The following is a 19,791-nucleotide window of genomic DNA, read 5'->3' on the forward strand; positions in this document are numbered from 1 at the left end:
GCGCGCCGAGCCGCGTCGCGGGGCGGAGCCGGCCGAGGCCGCCGACAGCGCCGAGGGGCCCGAGCCCCCCGAGCGATGCCGGATGCCGCGGCTGCGGCCCGACAGCGGCAGCGGCATCGCCGCGGTGCGCGTTCCCGTGGGGGAGGCGCCGGGGCGCTGAGCCTGCTCCCCGGCGCCGGAGCCGGCGGGCCGCACCCGGTTCTCGCCCGTCCAGTCGTGGTCCTCGACCCGCGTCACCGGGATCGCCCCGGTCGTGAAGCGCGGCTCGACCCCGCGCTGGATCGCCTCGAGGATTCGCGCGACCGCCGCCGCGGAGCGGGGACGGTTCGCGGGCGCCTTGGCCAGCATCATCATCACCAGTCGCCGCAGGTCCGCGCCGATCGCCTCCGGGAGCTCCGGCGGCTGCTGCTTGACCTGCGCCATCGCGATCTCCACCTGGCTGGAGCCGGTGAAGGGGCGGCTGCCCACGAGCATCTCGTAGGCGACGATGCCCAGGGCGTAGATGTCCGAGAGGGAGGTGGCCTGCTTGCCCATCGCCTGCTCGGGGGAGAGGTACTGGGCGGTGCCCATGACCAGGCCCGTCTTCGTCAGCCGTGCCTGGTCCTTGCTGCGCGCGATCCCGAAGTCGGTGATCTTCATGGACCACCCGTCCTTCTCGTCGACCAGCACGTTCTCGGGCTTCACGTCGCGGTGCACGACGCCCTTGGAATGGGCGGCGTCCAGCGCCCGGGCGAGCTCGATCATCAGCTGGACCACGCGCTTCTCGGGAAGCCCGCCGGGGTTCTCCTCGATGATGTCCGAGAGGGGCCGGCCGGGGCACAGCTCCATCACGATGTAGGCGCGGCCGTCGAGCTCGCCGTAGTCGTACAGCGCGGCGATGCCCTCGTGGGAGAGGGCGGCCGTGTGCCTCGCCTCGGCCCGGAAGCGCTTGAGGAAGCCCTCGTCGCCGGCGTACTCCTCGCGCAGCACCTTGATCGCGACATCGCGCTCGAGCTCCTGGTCGCGACCCTTCCAGACCTGACCCATGCCGCCCGTGGCGATGAGCGAGGTGAGCTCGTACCGTCCTTCGAGCACGAGCCCCGGTTCGGTCCTCATCGCTGGATCACCGCCTCCATCACGTCACGGGCGATCGGCGCCGCGGTGCGCGACCCGTATCCGCCCTCCTCGACCACGACCGCGACCGCGATCTTCTGCTCGTCCGTCTGTCCGTACCCGACGAACCAGGAGTGGGGGGAGCGGTCCTCGCCCCACTCGGCGGTGCCGGTCTTGCCGCCCACCTCGACGCCGTCGATCGCCGCCGCCGAGCCGGTGCCGTCCTCGACCACGCCCACCATCATCTGCCGCATCTGCGCGGCGTTCGCGGCGGACAGCGGCTGGCCGACCTCCTTCGGGGTCAGCTCGGAGACGGTGGAGAGGTCGCCCGTGCGCACGGCCTGGACGAGCTGCGGCTGCATGACCACGCCGTCGTTCGCGAACGCCCCGCCGACCATCGCCATCTGCAGCGGGGTCACCCGGGTCTCGTACTGCCCGATCGAGGTGGTCGCCAGCTGTGCGTCGTCGAGGTCCTCCCCGATCCGCGAGGGCGTCACGCCCATCGGGATCGAGAGGTCCTGGCCGAAGCCGAACTCCTCGGCGGTGCTGCGCAGCTGGTCCTGTCCGATCTCGACGCCGAGCATTCCGAAGGAGGTGTTGCACGACTGGCGCAGCGCCTCGGCGAGCGTGGACTCGTCGTCCGGGCCGCACGGCTCCTGGCGCCCCTCGGAGAAGTTGTTCATCACCGAGGAGGAGTTCGGCAGCTCGTAGGTGCCGGGCCCGGGGATCACCGAGTCCGCCGTGTAGTCGCCGGTCTCGAGCGCCGCGGAGGCCGTGACGAGCTTGAACGCCGAGCCGGGCGGGTAGAGGTCCCCGCCGATCGCACGGTTGGTCAGCGGCCGCTCGGGGTCCTCGTTGAGCGAGGACCAGGCCTGCGAGACAGCGCCGGTGTCGTGGGAGGCGAGCTCGTTGGGGTCGAAGCTCGGTGCGGAGACCATCGCGAGGATCGCGCCGGTCTCGGGGTCCAGCGCCACCACGGCGCCGCGCCGGCCGTCCAGCGCGTCCCAGGCCGCCTGCTGGGCGGCGGAGTCGAGGGTGAGCTCGACGCTCGCCCCCTGGTTCTCCCGGCCCGAGACGACATCGGCAAGGCGGTGGTAGAACAGCGAGTCCGCCTCGCCCGAGAGGGTGTCGTTCAGCGAGCGCTCGATGCCGGTGAAGCCGTAGACCACCGAGTAGTAGCCGGTGATCGGGGCGTACATCGCGCCGGGGTCGTAGGTGCGCAGGTAGCCGTAGGTGTCCCCGGACTCCTGCGAGGTCGCGATCGCGTGCCCGTCCACCACGATCGGCCCGCGATGGCGGCCGTACTCGCCCTGGAGGGTCCGCTGGTTCTGCCCGTGGGCGGCGAGCCGGCCCTGGGCGACGAACTGGAAGTAGGTGGTGGAGGTGAACAGCAGCACGAAGAGCACGCCGACCACCAGCCACACGTGGCGAAGGGGCTTGTTCACGCGATCGCCTCCTGGCCGGAGCGGGCGGGCGAGCCGGGCAGGGTCCCCTCGACCTGGCGGGCGGCGGGGCGCCGGGCCGCGTCGGACAGGCGCACCAGGATCCCCGCGATGATCCAGTTGCACACCAGCGAGCTGCCGCCCGCGGCGAGGAAGGGGAGGGTCAGGCCCGTCAGCGGGATCACCCGGGTCACGCCGCCGACGACGACGAACACCTGCAGCGCCATCACGAAGCCGAGGCCCCCGGCGAGCAGGGTGCCGAAGCCGTCGGAGATGCCGACGGCCGCGCGGATGGCGCGCTGGACCAGCAGCAGGTACAGCAGCAGCAGCGCGAAGGCGCCGACCATGCCCATCTCCTCCGCGAAGGAGGAGAAGATGAAGTCGGACTCGGCGTGCGGCACCATGTCGGGCCGCCCCTCCCCGAGGCCGGTGCCGACCAGACCGCCGTTGGCGAGCCCGAACAGGCCCTGGCTGATCTGCTCGCAGGAGGAGTAGTTCTCGCCAGAGAGCGGGTCCAGCCAGCAGGTGATGCGGGTGCGGACATGGCTCATCTGGGTCGCGGCGAAGACCGCCGGCGGCAGGAACATCACCGCCCCGATCACGAGCCAGCTCAGCCGGTCGGTGGCGACGTAGAGCATCACCACGAACAGGCCGAAGAACATCAGCGAGGTCCCCAGGTCCGTCTCGAAGACGAGCACCGCCATCGCGAAGCCCCAGGCCACCAGGATCGGGCCGAAGTCCGACCAGCGCGGCAGATGGATGCCCAGCACCTTCGGGCCCGCGAGCGCGAGGGTGTCGCGCCGGGCGACGAGATAGCCGGCGAAGAAGACCGCGAAGGCGATCTTCGCGAGCTCCGCGGGCTGGAAGCTGAAGCCCGCGACGGAGATCCAGATCTTCGAGCCGTTGCGGGCCGAGCCGATCACGGGCACCAGCGGGAGGAGCAGCAGCACGCCGCCCGCCACGGCGCTGATCCAGGTGTAGCGGCGCAGCCAGCGGTGGTCGCGCAGCAGCACCAGCAGCGCCACGCACAGCACCACCCCGATCACGGCCCACAGCATCTGGCGGTCCGCGCTCGCGGAGCTGCGCAGCCCGTAGATCTCGTTGGCGGCGTGGACGGACTCGATCATGGTGACGCCCAGGAGGTTCAGCAGCACCACGATCGGCAGGATCACGGGATCGGCGTAGGGGGCGCGCCACATCACGGCGATCTGGAGCACGGCGACGAGCACCAGCGCGCCGATGCCGACCTGGAGCAGGTTCGCGGGCAGCTCGTCGAAGCGGCCCAGCCCCACCAGGGCGTAGGCCCCCACGCCCACCGCCACCGCGAGGAGCAGCAGCAGGGCCTGGATCAGGCGGCGCGGCCGTGCGGTGTAGGAGACGATGGTGGCCACTACGTCGCCTCGCCCTCGTCGGGGGAGCCGGCCGTCGGCAGGGGCGCCATGCCGTCCGCGGCCCCCTCCTCGGCGCCGCCGACGTCGGAGGCTCCGCCCCCGTCGGAGGGGGAGACGGCCGTGGGCGGCCGGTTCGCGGCCGCGGCCTGCTCGAGACGGTCGATGATCTGGTCGGCGCCCTCGCGGTCCGAGGCGCTGATCGTGCTCTCGACCTGCTGACGCGTGATCTCGGGGAGGTCCTCGATCTCGATGTCGGTGACCTCGAGCGGCTCGGACAGGGAGACGGGGCCGAGATCCTGGGCGAGGCCCTGGTAGAGCACCACCCGGGTGCCGTCGGTGCCGACGTAGTACTGCCGCTGGGACCAGGCGTAGCCGCCCCACAGCAGCCCGCCGAGCAGCGCGACCAGCAGCGCCAGCACGACGACGGCGGGCCAGGGGCTGCGCCGCGGCGGCTCCTCCTCGGAGAAGTCCTCGTCCTCGTAGGGGATCTCCGGCTCCTCGCGGGTGAGCGCGGCGGCCTTCGCGGCGGGGCCGGAGGCGGTGGTGGGCCGGTGTCGGTTCCGCGCCGCGGAGCCGACGATCTGCGGGGTCGTGGACGGCGCCTCGACCCCGCGGGGGAGGGCGTCGAGGTCCACGACGTCGGCGACGATGCAGGTGATGTTGTCGGGGCCGCCGCCCTTCAGGGCGAGCTGCACGAGCGCGTCGGCGCACTCGCCGGGGTCCTCGATGTCCTTCAGGGTCGCGTCGATCGTGTCGAGGGAGACGAGCCCGGAGAGGCCGTCGGAGCACAGCAGCCAGCGGTCGCCCGCATGGGCCGCGCGCAGCGAGAGGTCCAGCTCGGGATCCGCGTCGACGTCGCCGAGCACGCGCATGAGCACCGAGCGCTGCGGATGCCGCTCGGCCTCGTCCTCCGTGAGTCGGCCCTCGTCCAGCAGGCGCTGGACGAAGGTGTGGTCCTTCGTGATCTGGACGGTCTCCTCGTCGCGCAGGAGGTAGGCGCGGGAGTCGCCGATGTGGGCGAGGGCGAACTTGCCCTCGGCGCGCAGCAGCGCGGTGATCGTGGTGCCCAGGCCCCGCAGCTGCGGCTCGTCCCGTGCGCGGCGCAGGATCTCCTGGTTCGCCTCGAGCACGCTCTCCTCGAGGGTCGCGACGATGTCGGAGGCCGGGGTCTCGGAGTCCAGGGCGGCCAGGCGCCCGATCGCGACCGAGGAGGCGACGTCGCCGCCGGCATGGCCGCCCATGCCGTCGGCGACCACCAGCAGGTGGCTGCCCGCGTAGGCGGAGTCCTGGTTGTTCGAGCGGACCAGGCCCACGTCGGAGCGGGCGGCGTAGCGCAGGGCGATGCTCATCGCGGACCTCGTCTCAGCTCGATCTCGGTGCGGCCGATCCGCACCTGCGCCCCGGGCCGGAAGGGCACCGCGCCCTCGATGCGCCGCCCGGAGACCAGGGTTCCGTTGGTCGAGCCGAGATCCTCCACCATCCACTCGTCCTCGCGCTGGAAGACGCGGGCGTGTCGGTTGGAGGCGTAGTCGTCGTCGAGCACGAGCGTGCACTCGGGGGCCCGGCCGATGAGGATCGGGGTCGAGCCGAGCGTCAGCGAGGTGCCGCGCAGCGGCCCGGCGGTCACGACCATCGCGGCCTGGGTGACCTCCGGATCGGTGCGCAGCGAGGCCGGATCGGCGCCCGCCTCGGAGGCGGCGCCGCCGATCGGGCCGGAGGCCGGTCGCTGCTCGCGGCGCGGGTCGCGGCTGGAGCGGGTGACGACGGTGGTGCCGAAGAGGTCGTTGCGCAGCACGAGCACCACGACCACCACGAAGATCCACAGCGCCAGGACGAGGCCCAGACGCAGGGCGACGAGGGTCAGTTCGCTCATGGGGCGCTCACCAGGCCGCCGGGGTCGAGCCCGGCAGCAGGACGGTCAGGCGCGTCCGCCCGATCTTGATCAGGGAGCGGTCGTGCAGCGGGACGGGCGTGCGGATGCGCTCGCCGTCGACGAAGGTGCCGTTGGTCGAGCCGAGGTCGGTGGCGACCAGGGACGAGTCCGGCTCGGCGCGCAGCTCGAGGTGGTGCCGGGAGACGCCCGTGTCCTCGAGGATGATGTCCGCGTCGCCGCCGCGGCCGATCACCGTGACGGGGCCGGTGAGCAGGTACTGCTGCCCGTCGATCTCGACGATGGGGCTGCCGCCGGGGCTGTCCTGGGCGGCGCCGGTCGCCGGGGCGACGCTGCCGCGCTCGGTGCGGGACTCGGTCTCGAAGCGGCCCTGACGGACCTCCTCGTCCTGCTCGAGGGCGACGGAGACGGCGCCGACGAACATGTAGCGCTGCTTGTCCGCATGCTCCATGAGCACGCGCTGGAGCTCGTCGAGGAGGGTGTCCTGCCAGGAGGAGAAGCGCTCGAAGTCCTGCGGGTGCAGGTAGACGGTGTACACGTTCGGGGCCAGGGTCCGGGTGCGGTCGAGCACCTGGATCTGGTCGTCGCACTCGCGCTTGAGGCCCTGCGCCAGGTCGAGGGGCTTCAGCTGCCCGCGACCGGGCGAGAACACGCTCGTCACGCCGCGGTCGAGGCTGCGCTCGATCCGATCCAAGATCCCCACGGTGGTCCTTCGCTCTCGCTGGGCTGCCAGGTGCGGGCAGCGACCCGTCGACGGTGCTGCGCGCCCCCCGATCGTAGCGCGTGGCAGGGCGCCGACCGGGCGCGCAGGGCGCGGAGGCGGCGAGGGAATCGTGCAGGAGAGGTGAAGGCGGCGGTCCCGGGACGTCGCTGCGCCCCGGCAGCACGCCGGGGCGCAGCGGGCGGGTCGGACGATCCGTGGTCCGGTCCGTGCCTCAGCGGATCAGCACCCGCTGGCCGGTGCGGAACCAGCCGCGCGCCCACAGGTAGTCCGACGCGCCCACGGAGATGCGGCTGCAGCCGTGCGAGGCGGGATAGGTGGGGATCGAGGTGGAGCCGTGGATCGCCCAGCCGCGGTCGTAGTAGCCGGGCCGGTACAGGTTCCCCAGCGGCCCGTTCTGCCAGCCCCCGGAGTACAGGCGGTACATCCGGAAGTCGCCCTTCGGCGTGGTCGCCGTCTTCCAGCGGCCGCCGGAGTAGTAGCGCTCCCCGCTGCCGGTGGAGGTGTTCAGGATGCAGGCGATGCGGCCGCCCCCGGTGAGGATCAGCAGCTGCCGGGAGAGGTCGACCTCGAATCCGCTGCCGCTGGTGATCCGGCGGCTCGGCTGCTTCCCCGCATCGAGCGCGCCCCAGGTCCTCGCCCCGACCACGCCGTCCCGGCCGAGGCCGGCGGCCTTCTGCACGGCGAAGACGGCCTGCTGGGTGAGGTGCCCGAAGCTGCCGTCGGGAGTGCCGCACCAGTAGCGCAGGGCGTTCAGTCGCTTCTGCAGGGTGGTCACCGCGCTGCCGCGGTCCCCCTTGCGGAGCGTCGGTCCGGCGGCGTCGGCGGCCCCGGTGCCGAGCGCGAGCCCGGCGCCGAGCGTGCCCACGCCCAGCAGCAGGAGTCGTCGGCTCGGGAGCGCGAGGGGCGGGAGCGCCCCGGCCTCCCCGGCCTCCGGCGGTCGGTCGGCTCTCGGTCTGATCGTCAGGTCCATCGGTGGTCTCCCCTTCGAGTCCTCTCGCCCGGTGCTCTGTGGAGCGGGCGATCGTGCGGCACCCGGGTTCGGGCCCGTCGACGGACAGACTGCGGGGTCAAGAGATGGTAAACAAGAGGAAAAGTGTCCAGTTCGCGCCGGGTGATGTGAAGGAAATGTGACGCCGCAGGCAGTCGGGCGAAACGGGCAAGTCACGATTCTGTCACGAACCGCCCGAAGCGGGCATCCAGGACTCCTGGACGGATGTCGGACGCGGCCCGGTGGACCGTCGGGAGCGGCCCGCCCGCGCCCTCCCGCCCGTGCCATAGTGGAGCGCGTGCAGCCCTCCACCGCGCCCGTGATCCCCGTCGACCTCGACGCCGCCCACGCCCTCGGCGTCACGGACCCGGGCGGGACCGTCCACCTCCAGGGCGAGACCGGGCGGGTCCTCGACCTCGCGAGCGTCTCCAAGCCCCTGGCCGCCCTCGGCGTGCTCGTCGCCGTCGAGCGGGGCCTGGTCGACCTCGACGAGCCCGCCGGGCCCGAGGGCGCGACCGTGCGCCACCTGATCGCGCACACCGCCGGCTACCCCTTCGAGGGGGAGGAGACGGTCGGCGCGGTCGGCGCCCGCCGCATCTACTCCAACACCGGCTTCGAGGTGCTCGCCGCCCACGTCGAGGAGTCCACCGGCTACGACTTCCCCGAGTGGATGGAGCAGACCGTGATCCAGGGCCTGGACCTCGTGGACCTCGAGGTGGACGGCTCCCCGGCCGCCGGCTACCGCGGCACCGTGGCCGACCTGCTGGTCGTCGGCCGCGAGCTGCTCGCGCCCACCCTGATCTCCGACGCCCTCCACGAGGAGATGCGCACGGTGCAGTTCCCGGGGCTCGCCGGGATCCTCCCCGGCTACGGCCGTCAGAAGCCCAACGACTGGGGCCTCGGCATGGAGATCCGCGGGCACAAGGACCCGCACTGGACCGGCGCGCACTCCTCCCCGCGGACCTTCGGCCACTTCGGCCAGTCCGGCTCCTTCCTCTGGGTCGACCCCGAGGCGGGCCTCGCCGCCGCCTTCCTCGGCGAGCGGCGCTTCGGCCCCGACCACGTGCGGATCTGGCCCGGGATCACCGACGCGATCCTCGAGCGCTTCGCCGGGGGCGGGACCGGCCGATGAGCGCCCTCGGACTGCTGGACGAGTTCGGCTTCGAGGCCGCCGCGATCGTGCTCGGCCCCGAGGGAGAGCGGGAGCGGCGCGGCGACGTCGAGCGGATCCGCCCCTGGCGCTCGGTCACCAAGACCCTCACCGGCCTCGGCGCCGCGCTCGCCCTCCAGGAGGGATACGTGGCCCTCGACGACGAGGCCGGCCCGCCCGGCGCCACGCTCCGCCACCTCCTCGCCCACGCCTCCGGCTACTTCTACGAGTCCGACGCGACCCTCCAGGCGCCGGGCCTGCGCCGCCACTACTCGAACCACGGCATCGACGAGGCCGCCCGCCACGTCGAGCGCGCCGTCGGCCGGGACTTCGGCGACTGGGTCCAGGAGCGGATCGCGGACCCGCTGGGGATGACGGGCCTGGAGTGGGAGGGCTCCGCCTCCGTCGGCGCCTCCGGCGCCCTCGTCGACCTCGCCCTGCTCGCCGCCGAGCTGCAGCACCCCACGCTCCTGGACCAGGAGATCCACGCCCAGCTCGTCGGCGTCCACTTCCCGCAGCTGGTGGGCATCATGCCGGGATTCGGCAAGCAGGACCCCAACCCCTTCGGGCTCGGCATCGAGGTGCGCGGCACCAAGTCCCCGCACTGGACCGCGACCACCAGCAGCGAGCGGACCTACGGCCACTTCGGCATGCGCGGCACCGCCTTCTGGATCGACCCGGAGGCGGACCTCGCCCTCGTCGTCGGCACCTCCCACGACTTCTGCGACGCGCACCGCGAGATCATGCCGCGCCTCGGCGACGCCGTGCTCGCCGCGCACCGCTGACGCGATAGCGTCCAGGACGACCCCGGTACACCGGAGGGCCGACGAGCCCCGCGACCCGCGCCACGCGCCGAAGGAGCCGCCACATGTTCGACGACCGGGAGCTCACCGAGGCCCGCATCCGCCGGTTCACGCAGGACCACCTGGTCCCGCGGATCCACCAGGGGCGGGCCGAGGTCACGATCACCGCGCACCGGCTCGAGGGCGAGCCGATCCCGCCGCGCGAGGCGATCGCCCGGGAGTACGGCCCCGTCGAGGTCGGGGCGCCGCTGGGGCGCGCCTGGTCCACCACCTGGCTGCACGTGACCGGCACCGTCCCCTCCGACTGGGCCGCCGACGAGCACTCCGCCCCCGAGCTGATCGTCGATCTCGCCTTCACCGGCCAGCCCGGCTTCCAGGCCGAGGCGCTCGTGTTCACGCCCGACGGCGTGCCCGTCAAGGCGATCAACCCCTGCAACCGGCACCTCCCCGTCCGGCCCGGCGAGGAGCTCGACTACTACCTCGAGTGCGCCGCGAACCCGATGGTCACCGGCGGCTGGACCTTCGCACCGACCCCGCTCGGCGACCTCGCGACCGTGCCCGAGGAGGAGCTGTACACGATCGAGGAGCTCCACCTCGCCCGCCGCGACGTGCGGATCTGGGAGCTGCACGAGGACGTCCGGGCCCTCGCCGGCCTCATGCACGAGCTGCCCGGGACCAGCGCCCGCCGCCACGAGATCCTCCGCGCGCTCGAGACCGCCTGCGACGTCGCCGACCCCGACGACATGCCCGGCACCGCCCGGGCCGCCCGCGAGGCGCTCGCCCCGGCGCTGGCCGCGACGGCCGGCTCCTCCGCCCTGACCGTGCTCGCCACCGGCCACGCCCACATCGACTCGGCCTGGCTGTGGCCCGTGAGGGAGACGGTGCGCAAGGTCGCCCGCACCTTCTCCAACGCCTGCACCCTGATCGAGGACGACCCCGACATCACCTTCTCCGCCTCCTCCGCGCAGCAGTACCGCTGGATGCGGGACCGGTACCCGGAGCTGTTCGCGCGGATCCGCGAGCACGTCGCCGGCGGCCGCTTCGTGCCCGTGGGCGGGATGTGGGTCGAGTCCGACACCAACATGCCCGGCTCCGAGGCGATGGCGCGGCAGTTCGTCGCCGGCAAGCGGTTCTTCCTCGAGGAGCTCGGGGTCGAGACGCGCGAGACCTGGCTGCCGGACTCCTTCGGCTACTCCGCCGCGCTGCCGCAGATCGCCGCGCTTGCCGGCCAGGAGTTCTTCCTGACCCAGAAGGTCTCCTGGAACCAGATCAACACCTTCCCCCACCACACCTTCCGCTGGGAGGGCCTGGACGGCACCAGCGTGTTCACCCACTTCCCGCCCGCCGACACCTACAACGGCTCCCTCACCGGGTCCGAGCTCGCCTACTTCGAGCGGAACTTCAAGGAGAAGGGCCGCTCCTCGATCGGCATCGACCTGTTCGGCTGGGGCGACGGCGGCGGCGGGCCCACCCGCGAGATGATGGCCGCCGGGCGCCGCGCCGCCGACCTCGAGGGCTCCCCGAGGGTCGAGTTCGGCACCGCCGAGGACTTCTTCGAGCGGGCCCGCGCCGAGTACCCCGACGCGCCCGTGTGGAACGGGGAGCTCTACCTCGAGCTGCACCGCGGCACCTACTCCGCGCAGCTCGGCACCAAGCAGGGCAACCGCCGCAGCGAGCACCTCCTGCACGAGGCCGAGCTGCTCGCGACCCTCGCCGCGCTCCGCGCCGAGCACCCCTACCCCCACGACGAGCTCGCCGCGCTGTGGGAGGACACGCTGCTGAACCAGTTCCACGACATCCTCCCCGGCTCCTCGATCGCCTGGGTGCACCGCGAGGCCGAGGCCCAGCACGCCGCGCTCGCCGAACGGGCTGAGCGGATCATCGCCGGCTCCCTCGCCGCGCTCGCCGCGGCCGGCGGGGAGGGCGAGGGCGAGGCGGCGGGTGCGGCCGACGGGCACGGCGCGGTGCTGCTGAACACCGCCCCGGTGCCGCGCCGCGGCGTGCCCGCCTACGGCGCGGGCCGCCCCGAGCCGGTCCAGGAGGCCGTGGTCGTGACCCGCGCGGGCGGCGAGGTCCGCCTCGAGAACCAGGTGGTGCGCGCGGTGCTCGACGCCTCCGGCGCGCTGGTCTCCCTCGTCGGCCGGGCCGACGGACGCGAGACCATCGCCCCAGGCGCCCGCGGCGCGCTGCTGCAGCTGCACCGCGACACGCCCAACGCCTGGGACGCCTGGGACATCGACGAGTTCTACCGCCGCGTGGTCCGCGACCTCGATGCTCCGACCGCCGCCGAGGTCGAGGAGGAGGACGGCGGGGTCCGCGTCTCCTTCACCTACACGACCGCGCTCGCCGAGGGCGAGGAGACCTCCGGCGTCACCGGCGCGGGCTCCACGATCGTGAAGACCTTCGTGCTGCGCCCGGACGACACCTCCCTCGGGATCGAGGTGGACCTCGACTGGCGCGAGCGCAAGAAGGCGCTCAAGCTCGCCTTCCCGCTGGACCTGCGCGCCTCCCACCTCTCCAGCGAGATCCAGTTCGGGCACGTGGACCGGCCGGTCCCGGTGAACACCTCCTGGGACTTCGCCCGCTTCGAGACCTGCGCGCACCGCTGGGTCCACGCGGCCGAGGGCGAGCACGGGGTGGCGATCGCGAACGACTCCACCTACGGCCACGACGTGCTGCGCACCGTGCGCGAGGACGACGGCGGCACCACCACCACGACCCGCCTGACCCTGGTGCGCTCCCCGGAGTACCCCGACCCCACCGCCGACCACGGCCGGTACACGCTGCGCGTCACGGTGCGCCCGGGCGCGGGGATCGCCGAGGCGATCGAGGAGGGCTACCGGCTGAACCTGCCCGAGCGCACCGCGCCCGCAGCGGCCGCGTCCCTGCTCGCCGCGCCGCCGGTCACGGTCGCGCCGGCCGACGGGGAGGGCGCCTCGAGCGTGATCGTCGAGTCCGTGAAGCTCGCCGAGGACCGCTCCGGGGACCTGGTGCTGCGGCTGTACGAGTCCTCCGGCGCCCGCGCCGCGGCGACCCTCGCCCTCGACCCGGTCCTCGCGGGCGGCGAGGTGACGGCCACGGACCTGCTCGAGCGGCCCTTCGGGGAGGACGCCCCGGCGTTCCGCTCCGCCCTCGCGCGCGGCGAGGACGGCACCGTCGAGCTCTCCTTCCGTCCCTTCGAGATCAAGACGCTGCGCATCGCCCGCGGCTGAGGTGGGCGATCGGCCGACGGGGGAGTCGCCCGATGACCCCCGCCCCCGCCGACGTCTTCGCCGTGACCGCCGTGCGCGAGGGGCGAACGTCCGGTGCCCGGCCCCTCAGACGTTGTGGACCAGCGGTCCCGCCGGCTCGCGCCAGCCGGCGAGCACCTCGAGCATCCGGACCATCCGCACCGTCTCCCGCACGTCGTGGACCCGCAGGATCCGGGCGCCCAGACGGATCGTCCAGGCCGCCGCGGCGAGGGAGCCGGCGAGCCGCTCCTCCTTCGGCAGGCCCAGCGACTCGCCCACGAAGTCCTTCCGCGAGAGCGCCGCGAGCAGCGGCAGGCCGAGCGCGGCGTACTCGCCCCAGTCGCGCAGCACCTCGAGGGTCTGCTGCGTGCTCTTGTTGAGGTCCGGGCCCGGGTCCAGCACGATCCGCTCCCGCGCGATGCCCGCCTCGAGCGCCCGCTCCAGGCGCGCGGCGAGGAAGTCCCGCACCTCCTCGACCACGTCCTCGTAGCGGGGCCGGGGGAAGGGGCGGCGCGGCTCCGCGACCGAGTGCGTGAGCACGAGCGAGGCGCCGGCGCGGGCGACCTCGCCGGCCATCCGCGGATCGGACAGGCCCGTGGTGTCGTTGATCAGGTCCGCCCCGACCTCGAGCGCGGCGCGGGCGACCGAGGCGTGGAAGGTGTCCACCGAGAGCAGCACGTCGCCCGGCAGCTCGCGGCGCAGCTGCTCGATCACGGGGACCACCCGTGCGGCCTCCTCCGCGGGGTCCAGCGGGTCGCCGGGTGCGAACTTCACCCCGCCCACGTCGACGATGTCGGCGCCCTCCTCCGCGGCGCGGAGCCCTGCGGACACCGCCTGCTCGAGCTCCCAGGTGCGTCCCTCGTCGAAGAAGGAGTCCTGGGTGCGGTTGACGATCCCCATCACCAGCACGCGCCGGGAGGTGTCGGGCAGGGGGCGCGGCGTCGGAGCGTCCAGCCCGGTCCCGGGCTCGGGGGATACAGTGGCGAGACGGCTCGGAGGACGGCCCGTCGGACGTTCGTCATGCACGGTGTTCATGGTCCGTTCCTCTGCTGTTCGGGCGGTCGTCCCACATCTTTGAGCGTCGCCTGACCTGCACTACGTTAAGACTGCACACGGTATTGCACCACCCGGCGCCCGTGCCTCACGGGATCCGGGGACCTGGACTATTGGAGGACTTGCCCCATGAAGATCGTCGTCGCCGGTGGAGATGGGTTCTGCGGCTGGCCCACCGCCCTGTACCTCTCGCAGAAGGGCCACGACGTGACGATCGTGGACAACCTGGTGCGACGCGAGATCGACGTGGAGCTCGGCTCGAACTCCGTCACCCCCATCCTGCCGCTCGAGGAGCGGGTCGCGGCGTGGAAGGAGGTCTCCGGCAAGGACATCGAGGTGCGCATCGCGGACCTCACCGACTACGACGCGGTGGCGTCGGTCTTCCAGGACATCGAGCCCGAGGCGTTCGTGCACTTCGCCGAGCACCGCTCGGCCCCGTACTCGATGATCGACCGCGAGCACGCGATCGAGAACCACCGCAACAACGTCGAGGGCACCCTGAACGTGCTGTGGGCGATCAAGGACTTCGCCCCCGACTGCCACCTCGTCAAGCTCGGCACCATGGGCGAGTACGGCCAGCCGAACATCGACATCGAGGAGGGCTGGATCGAGATCGAGCACAAGGGCCGCAAGGACCGCCTGCCGTTCCCGAAGGCCCCCGGCTCGTTCTACCACCTCACCAAGGTGCACGACAGCGACAACATCATGTTCGCCTGCCGCATCTGGGGCATCCGCGCCACCGACCTCAACCAGGGCGTCGTCTACGGCCTCGAGACCGACGAGACCCGCCTGGACCCGCGCCTGGTCAACCGCTTCGACTACGACGCGGTGTTCGGCACGGCCCTGAACCGCTTCATCATCCAGGCCGCGATCGGCCACGACCTCACCGTCTACGGCAATGGCTCCCAGACCCGCGGCTACCTGGACATCCAGGACACCGTGCGCTGCATCGAGATCGCCTGCGAGAATCCCGCCGATCGCGGCGAGTTCCGCGTGTACAACCAGTTCACCGAGCAGTTCTCCGTCAAGGAGCTCGCCGAGAAGGTGCAGAAGGTCGGAGGCGACCTGGGCCTGGACGTGAACATCGCCACGACCGAGAACCCGCGCGTGGAGAAGTACGACCACTACTACAACGCGGTCAACACCAACCTCCTGGACCTCGGGCTGCAGCCGCACCTGCTGACCGACGAGCATCTCGCCGAGGTGCTGAAGGTCGCGATGAACAACACCGACCGGGTCCAGCGGGAGCTGGTCATGCCCACCGTCACCTGGAAGTGAGGCCCGTTCCGTGAAGATCGCGATCGTCACGGAGACCTTCCTGCCCTCCGTCGACGGCGTGGTGACCCGCCTGCGCCACGCCGTCGAACGGTTCACCGACCTCGGCCACGAGGTCATGGTGATCGCCCCCGACCTCGGGGTCACCGAGCACCACGGGGCACGGGTGGTGGGCATCCGCCCGGTGACGCTGCCGTTCTACAAGCATCGGCGCTTCACCCTCCCCAGCCCCAACGTCGACGGCATCATCCGCGGCTTCCACCCGGACGTCGTCCACGCCGCGCAGCCCCTGCTGCTCGCGTCCTCGGGAGCCTTCGCCGCACGCCGGCAGCGGATCCCGCTGGTCGCCAGCTATCACACCCACATCCCCCGCTATCTGGACCTCTACCGGGCCTGGACCTGGGGCAAGCCCGCGGTGTGGTGGCAGATCAAGCGCAACCACGCGATGGCCGACATCAACATCGCCACCTCCGAGACCATGAAGCAGGAGCTCGCCCAGCACGGGATCGAGGACCTCCACGTGGTGCGGCGCGGGGTGGACACCGAGACCTTCCACCCCCGCTTCGCGGACGAGGAGATGCGCTCGCGGCTCACCGGCGGGCACCCGGAGAAGAAGCTCCTGGTGTTCGTGGGCCGGCTCGCCGCGGAGAAGGAGATCCACACGCTGCGCCCCATGATGGAGCGGCGCGACGACGTGGCCCTCGCGATCGTCGGCGACGGCCCCTACCGGGGCGAGCTCGAGGAGCTCTTCGCCGGCACCCGGACCACGTTCCCCGGCTTCATGGAGGGGGAGGAGCTCGCGAGCGCCTTCGCGAGCTCCGACGCCTTCGTCTTCCCCTCGGTCACCGAGACCCTGGGACTGGTGATCCTCGAGGGCATGGCCTCCGGGCTGCCCGTGGTCGCCGCCCGCTCGGGGCCGACGATGGAGCAGGTCACCGACGGGGCCGACGGCCTGCTCTACGACTCCGGCGACCAGGCGAGCCTGGACGCGGCCCTGACCCGGCTCGGCGACGCGGAGCTGCGCGGGAGGATCCGGAAGGCCGCCCGCGCCGAGGCGGAGAGGTTCTCCTGGGAGAACGCCTCCGACGACCTGCTGCGCTACTACGAGATGGCGATCGAGAAGCACGGCCGGAGCCATGACTGACCGGGGCGCCGCCGAGGGGGCGGCCGGCAGGCGCGACGAGCGCACCCGCGCCGTCCCCACCGCACCGCTGCCGCGCCCGGAGCCGGTGACCCTCGCCGGGCACGGGATCCGCCTCGAGCCCCTCTCCGAGGCGCATGTCCCGGGCCTGCAGGGCGCGGTCGCCGACGGGGGGATCCACCGCCTGCCCTTCGCCCCGCACGTGCCCGCGCCGGAGGCGGTCCGGGCGTCCGTGCGCGGGCTCCTGGCCGACGTCGAGGCGGGCACCCGTCTCGCCTGGGCCGTCGTGCGCGCGGCGGACGAGCAGGTGGTCGGGCTGACCACCTTCATGAACCTCGCCCTCGCCGACCGCGGCCTCGAGATCGGCAACACCTATCTCGCCGGCTCCGTGCACCGCACCGGGGTGAACACGGCGATGAAGCACCTGCTGCTCTCCCACGCCTTCGACGAGCTCGAGATGCTGCGCGTCGAGTTCCGCGTGCACCACCTGAACGTCGCCTCGCGCCGCGCCGTCGAGGCCCTCGGCGCGCAGCAGGACGGGATCCTGCGCGCCCACCGCATCCTGCCCGACGGCTCGGTGCGCCACACCGTCGTGTACTCGATCCTCGCGCCGGAGTGGCCGGGGATCCGGGCGATGCTGGAGGGGCGGATCGCCGGGCCGCAGCGCTCGCCGCGCGGCTGATCGGGGGCCGTGGCCGAGCGGCTCAGCCCGTCCCGGCGTCCCTCCACAGCAGGCGGAACCACACCTCCGTACCGTCCTCGAGCGTGTGGACGTCGAAGGCGCCGTGGTCGGTCTCGCGCAGCACCTGCCCCGTCGGCCGGAGCCGGGAGTAGGAGAAGACGTCGTACTCGTCCTCGACGCGAAGCACCTCGAAAGGCGCCGCCTCGCCGCCGTCGCCCTCGCCGCGGATGCCTGCGAAGGAGAGGGCTGCGATCTTCTCCTCGCGGACGGCGTCGGCCTCGCGACCGAGCGTGCGGTGGGAGCGACCGAGCAGTGTGTGCGCCCGGGGGCTGAGGAGCAGACCGGGCATGTGCGAGGTGATGTCCCTCTCGAGACGAGCGGCGACCTCCTCGGCGGTGCCGCTCGGGCCCTCCGCCGCGGCGGTCAGGGCGTGCAGCGAGATCATCGGGTCGTACGCCGGGGACGCCATCACGGCGATGCGCAGCGCGTCGAGGTGCGCCGGTATCGGTTCCAGGAGATAGGTCTCCATGAGGTCCCAGAGGGTCATGTCTGTGCTCCTCGTGTGCGGTCTGTGCGGGTCGCGGCCGGTGTGAGGGTCAGGGCAGGGCGCAGGGCGTCCACTCGGTCCCGTCCCAGGCGATCACGCCCAGGGTCGGAGACGCCGAGAACAGCGTGGAGCCGTCGGGGGAGAAGTCGATCGCCCCCGGCGAGCCCTCCGGGCGGGAGAGCTCCTCGAGCTGGTCCACGGAACGGTCCCAGAGCGTCACCTGCGCGCCCGTCCAGGAGGTCACCGCGATGCGGCGACCGTCGGGGGAGACGGCGAGGTGCCCGGCGTCGTCACCAGGGAGGGGCGGCGCCTCCTGCAGCTCTCCCTCGGGGGACAGCGCATAGAGCATCGCATGCGCGGGGTCGGAAGAGGTGTGCTCGAGCGGGACCCCGGTGCCGATCAGCAGGGTGCCGTCGGGCGTATACGTCACTGCGCGGGGTGGGAACTCCGTGCCGTCCACCGTGCGGGACCGCTGCGCAGCGGCGAGATCCCACAGCTCGACGGGACCCTCCGTGCCGGCGACCGCCAGGGTCGTGGAATCGGGCGAGATCGATAGGGCCAGCGGGCGCAGGGCATGGACGTCGAGCACCCCCGAGGGGGTGCATCCGGTGCCCAGCTCGGTCCACAGCCGCACAGCGCCATCCGCGCCGAGGGAGGCCAGGGTGCCGCCGTCGGCGCTGAATGCCAGGTCCTGGACCCCGCGGTTCTCGTGCCCTTCGCGCGGCGGGGAGTGGCCGGTCAGCGTCCACAGCACCTTCCCCTCAAGGGTGGTCACCTCGATGTGTTCGGCGCCGCCGATCGCGAGCATCGAGCCGTCCGGATGCCAGGCGATGGCCCCGGTCAGCTCGTTGTCGAAGCGTGTGGCGACCGATCCATCTGCCGTGCGCCACAGGGTGGTCCCCGCCGTCTCCGAGTCGCCCCGCAGCTTGGGCCCGAGGCTCGCACCGGCGGCGACGAGCATGCCGTCCGGGGAGACCGCGATCGCGTTCCGGGCCACGACGGACTCGTCGGGGGCGACCTTCCCGGCTTCCCCGTCGCCCTGCCGGCTCTCCGAGGGGCGCGGTACCGTCGCGCCCTCGGCGCAGGCGGAGGCGGCGAGGGAGCCGCTCGGGACCTTCTCATCGGGCGGAGCGTCGCCCCCCGGCCCGCAGGCGCCGAGCAGCGCGGCGGCGGGAAGGACGCCGAGGAGCCCGAGCACGGGGCGACGGCCGTGGCGGCGGGACATGCCGATCATTCGTCCACCTCGACGCCGGCGTCCTCCTGGTACTTCTTCAGCTGCTCCATGGTCAGCTCCTCCCCGGCGAACTCGTCCTCGCGCTCGCGGGCGTCGACCTCGACGGGCTGGCTCTGGTACTCCTCGTGAGTGTCTCCCTTGTCGGTGGACTTGTAGTTGTCGCCGGAGAAGTTCTCGCGCCAGGCCTCGATCTCCTCGCGGGTGACGCCGTACTGCTCCTCGATCGCTGCATAGTCGTCGGCCTGGGAGTCGACGAACGGCAGGAAGTCCCAGAACTCGGGTTCAGTCTGCTCGATGAACTCGTACTGCACGGCGTGACGGACCTCGTGCACGGTGGTCAACATAAGGTCGGGCTGGTCGAGGAGGAAGTCGTTGAGCCTCAGCACCTGATCGTCCTCGTTCCACGACCCGAAGGTCACCAGGTTGGTCACCGGATCTGGCTTCCCGGAGAACCACGTGATCTCCACAGGGTCCATGCCGTAGCGCTCGAACTCCTGGTCCACCATCTCCTGGAGGACCGCCTTCTTCTCGTCGGGCTCCATCTCCCGCCATGCGTCCTGCACCTCGAAGTCGACCGGGACGTCGCCCGCATCGCCGTCGAACATGGTGACGGAGGAGCTGCCGCTGCCGGTGCCGCCGCTGTCGCCTCCGCCCGCGTCGTCCTCGCCTGCGGAGGCGACGTCCTGCTCCTCGGCGTCCTGCTCGGCGGTCTCCGCCAGCTGCTGGAGGCGCTCGAGCGCGCGGCTCCACCGCGGTCCGACGGTCGAGGACCAGGTCTCGCGGAAGCGCTCCGCATCCTCGCCCCGCCAGATCTCCGCGCTGCCGAGGATCCGTCCATGGAGGGTGTCGTACTGCTGGGCGAGGAGCGTCCCGGAGGAGCGCATCCGCTCCGCGGTCGCTCGCACCTGCTCGGGATCCATCCCTTGGAAGGCCATCTTCGTCCTCTGTCCCCGACCCCTGCATCTCGATGTCCAGGCCTCCGCGCCTCCCCGGGCATCCGTGCCGTGCGCGTTCCCCCGCGCCCCCTGCACGTCCCCGCGCGTCGGTCCCGTCAGGGTAGCAAGGCCGCGGCGACCCCTGTGGCCCAGATCGCACCACCATGCCCCGTAGACCGCCTTCGCACCCCGACTATGACGGCTTATGACGCG

General features: G+C 72.5%; 17 protein-coding genes. 6 read left to right on the top strand and 11 right to left on the bottom strand.

Annotated elements, in window-relative coordinates; all coding sequences use genetic code 11:
* The 7 genes from Y09_RS02220 to Y09_RS02250 all read right to left on the bottom strand — a co-directional run.
* The coding region (locus Y09_RS02220; protein WP_053916039.1) for a serine/threonine-protein kinase at positions 1 to 1,095 on the bottom strand (1,095 nt) is incomplete at its 3' end.
* The gene (locus Y09_RS02225; RefSeq protein WP_053916040.1) at positions 1,092 to 2,537 is read right to left on the bottom strand and encodes a penicillin-binding protein 2; all 1,446 of its coding nucleotides are present in this window, start codon (positions 2,535 to 2,537) and stop codon (positions 1,092 to 1,094) included. The genes Y09_RS02220 and Y09_RS02225, both read right to left, overlap by 4 nt.
* On the bottom strand, positions 2,534 to 3,925 hold the full coding sequence (locus tag Y09_RS02230) for an FtsW/RodA/SpoVE family cell cycle protein (protein WP_053916041.1): 1,392 nt from the start codon (positions 3,923 to 3,925) through the stop codon (positions 2,534 to 2,536). Before Y09_RS02230 ends, Y09_RS02225 begins: the two co-directional genes overlap by 4 nt.
* On the bottom strand, positions 3,925 to 5,274 hold the full coding sequence (locus Y09_RS02235; RefSeq protein ID WP_053916042.1) for a PP2C family serine/threonine-protein phosphatase: 1,350 nt from the start codon (positions 5,272 to 5,274) through the stop codon (positions 3,925 to 3,927). The genes Y09_RS02230 and Y09_RS02235 overlap by 1 nt, the downstream gene beginning before the upstream one ends.
* A complete protein-coding gene (locus Y09_RS02240; protein ID WP_053916043.1) occupies positions 5,271 to 5,798 on the bottom strand; it encodes an FHA domain-containing protein in 528 nt (175 codons plus the stop codon). The genes Y09_RS02235 and Y09_RS02240 overlap by 4 nt, the downstream gene beginning before the upstream one ends.
* A gap of 7 nt (positions 5,799 to 5,805) precedes the next feature.
* Positions 5,806 to 6,519, bottom strand: coding sequence for a DUF3662 and FHA domain-containing protein (locus Y09_RS02245; protein WP_053916044.1), 714 nt, complete (start codon positions 6,517 to 6,519; stop codon positions 5,806 to 5,808).
* Positions 6,520 to 6,751: 232 nt separating this feature from the next.
* Positions 6,752 to 7,510, bottom strand: a complete 759-nt coding sequence (locus tag Y09_RS02250) for a L,D-transpeptidase family protein (RefSeq protein WP_053916045.1) — start codon at positions 7,508 to 7,510, stop codon at positions 6,752 to 6,754.
* Positions 7,511 to 7,826: 316 nt separating this feature from the next.
* Between Y09_RS02250 and Y09_RS02255 the strand changes: the two genes are divergently transcribed.
* The 3 genes from Y09_RS02255 (at position 7,827) to Y09_RS02265 (ending at position 12,693) form a co-directional block, all read left to right on the top strand.
* On the top strand, positions 7,827 to 8,660 hold the full coding sequence (locus Y09_RS02255; protein ID WP_053916046.1) for a serine hydrolase: 834 nt from the start codon (positions 7,827 to 7,829) through the stop codon (positions 8,658 to 8,660).
* On the top strand, positions 8,657 to 9,463 hold the full coding sequence (locus Y09_RS02260; RefSeq protein ID WP_053916047.1) for a serine hydrolase: 807 nt from the start codon (positions 8,657 to 8,659) through the stop codon (positions 9,461 to 9,463). The genes Y09_RS02255 and Y09_RS02260 overlap by 4 nt, the downstream gene beginning before the upstream one ends.
* 83 nt (positions 9,464 to 9,546) lie before the next feature.
* On the top strand, positions 9,547 to 12,693 hold the full coding sequence (locus Y09_RS02265) for an alpha-mannosidase (RefSeq protein WP_053916048.1): 3,147 nt from the start codon (positions 9,547 to 9,549) through the stop codon (positions 12,691 to 12,693).
* A gap of 105 nt (positions 12,694 to 12,798) precedes the next feature.
* Here the strand turns inward: Y09_RS02265 and folP are convergent, their stop codons facing one another.
* Positions 12,799 to 13,746, bottom strand: coding sequence for a dihydropteroate synthase (folP, locus tag Y09_RS02270; protein WP_053916049.1), 948 nt, complete (start codon positions 13,744 to 13,746; stop codon positions 12,799 to 12,801).
* Between the two features lie 147 nt (positions 13,747 to 13,893).
* On the opposite strand from folP, the gene Y09_RS02275 reads away from it, so the two are divergent.
* From Y09_RS02275 to Y09_RS02285, 3 genes are read left to right on the top strand one after another with little or no spacing between them, the layout of a single operon-like run.
* Positions 13,894 to 15,042: an NAD-dependent epimerase/dehydratase family protein gene (locus Y09_RS02275; protein WP_053916050.1), complete on the top strand. Its 1,149-nt coding sequence runs from the start codon at positions 13,894 to 13,896 to the stop codon at positions 15,040 to 15,042.
* Positions 15,043 to 15,052: 10 nt separating this feature from the next.
* Positions 15,053 to 16,183, top strand: coding sequence for a glycosyltransferase family 1 protein (locus Y09_RS02280; protein WP_053916051.1), 1,131 nt, complete (start codon positions 15,053 to 15,055; stop codon positions 16,181 to 16,183).
* Positions 16,176 to 16,862, top strand: coding sequence for a GNAT family N-acetyltransferase (locus Y09_RS02285; RefSeq protein WP_082358588.1), 687 nt, complete (start codon positions 16,176 to 16,178; stop codon positions 16,860 to 16,862). Before Y09_RS02280 ends, Y09_RS02285 begins: the two co-directional genes overlap by 8 nt.
* 22 nt (positions 16,863 to 16,884) lie before the next feature.
* Here the strand turns inward: Y09_RS02285 and Y09_RS02290 are convergent, their stop codons facing one another.
* Genes Y09_RS02290 through Y09_RS02300 form a run of 3 tightly spaced genes read right to left on the bottom strand, consistent with a single transcriptional unit; the run spans position 16,885 to position 19,578 of the window.
* Positions 16,885 to 17,409 (bottom strand): hypothetical protein, encoded by a 525-nt coding sequence (locus Y09_RS02290; protein WP_053916052.1) that lies wholly within the window; start codon positions 17,407 to 17,409, stop codon positions 16,885 to 16,887.
* A gap of 49 nt (positions 17,410 to 17,458) precedes the next feature.
* Positions 17,459 to 18,643, bottom strand: coding sequence for a WD40 repeat domain-containing protein (locus Y09_RS02295; RefSeq protein ID WP_053916053.1), 1,185 nt, complete (start codon positions 18,641 to 18,643; stop codon positions 17,459 to 17,461).
* On the bottom strand, positions 18,640 to 19,578 hold the full coding sequence (locus Y09_RS02300; RefSeq protein ID WP_053916054.1) for a WXG100 family type VII secretion target: 939 nt from the start codon (positions 19,576 to 19,578) through the stop codon (positions 18,640 to 18,642). The genes Y09_RS02295 and Y09_RS02300 overlap by 4 nt, the downstream gene beginning before the upstream one ends.
* Positions 19,579 to 19,791: the final 213 nt, after the last annotated feature.

Source organism: Brachybacterium sp. SW0106-09, assembly GCF_001293905.1.
Taxonomy (GTDB): domain Bacteria; phylum Actinomycetota; class Actinomycetes; order Actinomycetales; family Dermabacteraceae; genus Brachybacterium; species Brachybacterium conglomeratum.